Here is a 4606-nt window from a genome sequence, read left to right on the forward strand (position 1 = left end):
AACCGGTGCGATCGGTCAACTCGGAAAGAAGCTTGAGGATTTGTCCAACTTCGCTGTTTGAACAGGTGGATCTCAAGGTTTGCCGTGAACTGCCGGTGATTGCGTTTGACCTCACTGGTCATCAAACCCTCAAAGCTGACAATTGGGGCAAGGTTTATCTGAATCAAAGACAGCACGCCTACTCGGTGGCTCCAAAGTATGCCCAGTGTCCAGTTCACCTGGTGTTAACTTCAGCGCTGGTGATTATTCAAGATGAAAACTTTCGTGAAATTGTTCGCCACCGGCGTCTTTACGGAGATGCCAAACAAGAGCAGATGGACTGGCTGCCCTATCTGAAACAATTATCACTGCGACCCCGAGCCCTTAAATATACGGGAGTCTATGAACTGATGCCGGAATCCATGCAAACCTATCTGACCACCTGTTCAAACAGCGAAGTTGGACAAATCCTCAAGCTTCTTTCCGAGTTGACCGATCGCACCGGTTTTGACAGTGCGGTGAATACGGTTGATCATGCGATAACCCATCAGGTGAGGGATGCCGACAGTCTGGAGAGTCTTTACCGTCGCCTGTATTCCGATATCCCCGAGCTACCGGCCATGACCCTTCCTCCGGGTATTCCAAAGATGACCCCGATGCAGCCTAATCTGACGGCTTATGATGTGTTACTGCAGGGAAAGGGGGTTGACGACCGTGTTGGATAAAGAAATCATCGAATGCTGCCGAAAGCTACGTCTGAGCCGCAATCTGGCTGATTTGGCGCAAACCACCGAAGGCAGCAGTCATCAGGAATATCTGTATCAGATACTCAGTGAAGAACTCCATTATCGGGAGATCACCCGCACCCAGAAGTTAGTGAACAGCGCCGGTTTCTATGGGATTAATACCTTCGAAGGGTATCGCTTTGATGAAATCACCCTGCCTTCAGATCTGACCCCGGAAAGCCTGAAATCCCTTGCGTTTATTCACGAAAAGAAGAATCTCATCCTGTATGGCGGCACTGGAACCGGTAAAACCATGCTGTCAACCGCCCTCGGCGTAGCCGCCTGTCGGCAGGGAATCCCGGTGAAATTCTTTCGGACAGCAGCCCTGGTGAATAAACTGTCCGAAGCTAAAACCGCTGGCACCCTGACCGCTTTTCTGAAAAGACTGAATAAAGCGGAAGTCATTATCCTGGATGAATATGGTTATGTACCACTGGATCGAACGGGAGCACAGCTCCTGTTCGAAATCATATCCGATTGTTATGAACGTCGGTCTATCATTCTTAATACCAACCTTGAATTTTCCCGATGGGTCAATGTGCTCTATGATGAACAGATGACGGCTGCCATGCTGGATCGGCTCCTTCATCACTGCCACCTGCTTATGTTTCCGGGACCCAGTAACCGGATGCGGGAATCCAGCATCAATGAGTTGTACCGTTCAATATCGGACAATCAATTAAAAAAACAATAAAAAACTGCCTGCAATGCTTTGAGTTTTATCGAAATCGCTTCGCATTTCAGCTTGCAAAACTATGGATTTTCCATAATGCAACATTCTGTATTTTTAACTTGCAACTTTCTGCAAAAAGTACTTGCAAAAAACACTATATGATATGCGACATGTTTACGACACGTTTTACTCTTTTTTTCGAATGTTTATATTTGTACATGAATTACCACTTTCATTTATTAGACCTTAAAAACGAATGCACCATAAAATAACTAATATCTGCCCTCCATTCTGATCAACCCCATGCAATTGCGGACGGATTCCATGATTGTTTTCCAGGTAATTTCCGATGCATAAGAAAATTTCTTTTGATAAGCCAGCCAAAGATTTTCCATGACACTGCTATTTTCCACTTCATCAACGATCAACAGCATATCTTTTAAGTAATGCTCTGTACCACGCTTGTTCGCAGTTGCCATCAGTGCCTGATTGAAAACTGTAGGATTCATGTTTTCACCATGTAATTGTAGCAGGCTGTGGATGTCATAAAAATCTCTCATGCGGGTATTGGTGGTATTGCGGGAAATAATGGTTTCCAACTTTTCGGCCAGAATCGTCTCCAGATTGTAAGCCCATATATCAATTTGACGTTCTTCCAACATCAGTTTGAGTTGATACCGAATTTCTTTAGGGGTAATGACATCACCTGTGGAAATATCTACCTTAAATGGTGTGATCACGCCGTCAAATTTTGTCTCGATACTAACCCTGATCCCCGGATACTCAGCTTCATCCATTATCTCACCAATGCTCTTGATATAAAAAGATACCCCATCGTCCAAGGGAACCGAGGCAATCGAAGCAACGATCTGCTCCACGTCATCGGCATTCACATTGATTCCTTTTACCGTGGCATCTAAATCCATGGTCGATCTTGCGTTCAACCCGATCATCGCCGTTACTAGAATTCCCCCCTTCAAAATGAATTGATCTTTATATTCAGAAAGAGAAATTCGCTCCAGAAATCGTTCCATCATATAATGTCGCATCAGCATCTGGGCATCCGCTGATTTCTTTTTTGATAGATTACGGATCAAATCCTTCAGTTGTTTTGATGTCTTGATCATAATAGTACCTCCAGATATTGTCGCAAAATTTTTTCAACCCGAAACAGGGATGCATACTGCATTAATGTTCGCAAATTCTTATCTTTGCGTCGGACATATTGCTTTATTGCGTCTTGAAAGGTTTGGATTTCAATCCCTTTGCGACTGCGGATCAGATCACAGATGGTTCTTTCCATATCATAAACCGGAACCGTATGTCCAAAAGACGTCTGAGCAGTGGTGCGGCCTACTCCATGAAGCTCGGGCTTAACCGTATAAACCTGGACGCCATCGGCTTTCAGCCGGTTGGGATTATAGCCAGTCTTAACTGTAATCGAATAGGGAGCTGGTTCTCGGTCCGTCAAATCATGAAGAAACAAAGCGGTTTCATGAGAAAAGACCGCTTGTTTACTGCAAAGATGAATCAGATACAACGCGTCGATCCAGGTATCCGCTGAAGCATAGATGCCATGAGCCACCTGTTCCAGTTTTTTCTCTTTGATATAATCATAAAATACAGGTTTAGAAATTCCTTCGGCAACAACCTGCGAAGTTTGAACAATACCATCATGTTCGGCCATCAATTTATCCAGCTGTTCGTATTGTTTCACGATTTCACTTCCTTTCGTACTAATATTATAAACATTATTAGTACGAAAGTAAATATGCTGAACGCTCTATTCATAAACCTAAATCGGAAAGAAGAAAATGGCTCCATGAATATTTCGGCTAAAAAACCAAGTGGGGATGCCAATTGTCAATTTTAAGTGTTTTTAGAATCGATCCCGTAGATTTCTCATGTTCCTTGTCAGCTTACCGAACTTCGATTCTGTGTGATTGTGAACAATCCGATGCACAAAGCCACAATTATCAGTCTTTTATTTGTAAACGACAATCCGCTCAATCGAACCCCTTTGTTCCCCCAATTTTTAATATCCCCGAAAAACTTTGCCAACTAGATAAGCTCTTTTGAAATTTCAAGTTACAAGTTGACTTTGTGATCTATACGTCATTAACGACCTTTCCAAAACTTTCAAGTTTCAAAAATTTAGATTTAAACAATTCTGTTGGCACTTTCTTTTTTAATAAATTATGAAAATTCTCATCATGTGTTGATATAATAATTTGTTTATCATTATTGACAATGATACTCCTTAATAAATCAATTGTTGATAAAACATTAATGCTATCCATAGATTGGATAGGATCGTCAATAAGGATACAATCATATTCTGTAGATTTCAATGCCGAAGCCAAGAAAATACATAAACTTAAAATGTTAATCTGAGCGGTACTAAAATATAAATTTGGAATAATTAATTCTGAGTCACTATTTTTTACATAAATATCCAATCGTGGATTTTCTCCATCTAAATTTGGTCTAAACTCTACCTCTTTGAAGTCAGGATGTGGATCAATTTTACAATATAATTTATTAATCAGTTTTTCATAAAAAAAGTCTTTAATTCGATCCTCTAAAAAATCTTTGACTTTTTCTCTCTCTTCTTCAAAATATGGTCTTACAGATTGTTTTAAAAAACAAAGCTCTGCCTCTTTTGTTTGTATTTCAATTTTTGTTTTTTCAGTTTGCAAAAACTCAGAAATATGTTCACTATTCTTATAGAGTGTAAATAATCCACCATAAATGAACTCAATCTCTTTTAAAATTCGTTTACTATCTTTATCTACACTTTCGATATACTGGCTTAGATTATTCAAGTCCAAATTTTTGATATCAAATTCAAAGTTCTCTTTGAAAAATAATATATAGTTATTCAATTCATCTTCCAAAAGTTTCTTTTTATTCTCCAATTCGCTTTTTTGAGTTTGTAATTTTTCTTCATTGAATTTAGAAAGCTCTTCTTTTAACGAAGTAAGTAGTTCATTTGAATTTTTAATTTTATCATTTACTAAATGGCTGCGTTAATGTCAAATAGTCCGCACATATTTCACGCTACAAATTCATGCGATAATACCTTCAACAGATTAATAAATGGAGGTATTTTTAATGTCCAAAGATGAACTGCACCTATTTCGTCGTCAGCAGATTGAGGATTATCGCA

At 39.8% G+C, this 4606-nt stretch carries 4 protein-coding genes and 1 pseudogene; 2 read left to right on the plus strand and 3 right to left on the minus strand.

Annotated elements, in window-relative coordinates; all coding sequences use genetic code 11:
• Positions 1–704: pseudogene (locus tag QZ998_RS16335) on the plus strand (IS21 family transposase); the annotation flags it as partial.
• On the plus strand, positions 694–1458 hold the full coding sequence (istB, locus tag QZ998_RS16340; protein WP_296561903.1) for an IS21-like element helper ATPase IstB: 765 nt from the start codon (positions 694–696) through the stop codon (positions 1456–1458). The pseudogene QZ998_RS16335 and the gene istB, both read left to right, overlap by 11 nt.
• A 251-nt stretch (positions 1459–1709) precedes the next feature.
• Here the strand turns inward: istB and QZ998_RS16345 are convergent, their stop codons facing one another.
• The 3 genes from QZ998_RS16345 to QZ998_RS16355 all read right to left on the minus strand — a co-directional run bounded on the left by QZ998_RS16345 (position 1710) and on the right by QZ998_RS16355 (position 4334).
• Entirely contained in the window at positions 1710–2564 is an 855-nt protein-coding gene (locus tag QZ998_RS16345; protein WP_296561905.1) for a nucleotidyl transferase AbiEii/AbiGii toxin family protein, read from the minus strand.
• Complete coding sequence (locus tag QZ998_RS16350) at positions 2561–3154, minus strand: type IV toxin-antitoxin system AbiEi family antitoxin domain-containing protein (RefSeq protein ID WP_296561907.1); 594 nt, start codon at positions 3152–3154, stop codon at positions 2561–2563. Before QZ998_RS16350 ends, QZ998_RS16345 begins: the two co-directional genes overlap by 4 nt.
• 391 nt (positions 3155–3545) lie before the next feature.
• The gene (locus QZ998_RS16355; protein WP_296561909.1) at positions 3546–4334 is read right to left on the minus strand and encodes a hypothetical protein; all 789 of its coding nucleotides are present in this window, start codon (positions 4332–4334) and stop codon (positions 3546–3548) included.
• Positions 4335–4606: the final 272 nt, after the last annotated feature.

It is taken from the genome of uncultured Acetobacterium sp. (assembly GCF_927416815.1).
Lineage (GTDB): Bacteria > Bacillota > Clostridia > Eubacteriales > Eubacteriaceae > Acetobacterium.

Excerpts from the sequence above, each read along its gene's own strand:
- QZ998_RS16345 (WP_296561905.1), bottom strand. The coding sequence starts at position 2,564 with ATGATCAAGACATCAAAACAACTGAAGGATTTGATCCGTAATCTATCA.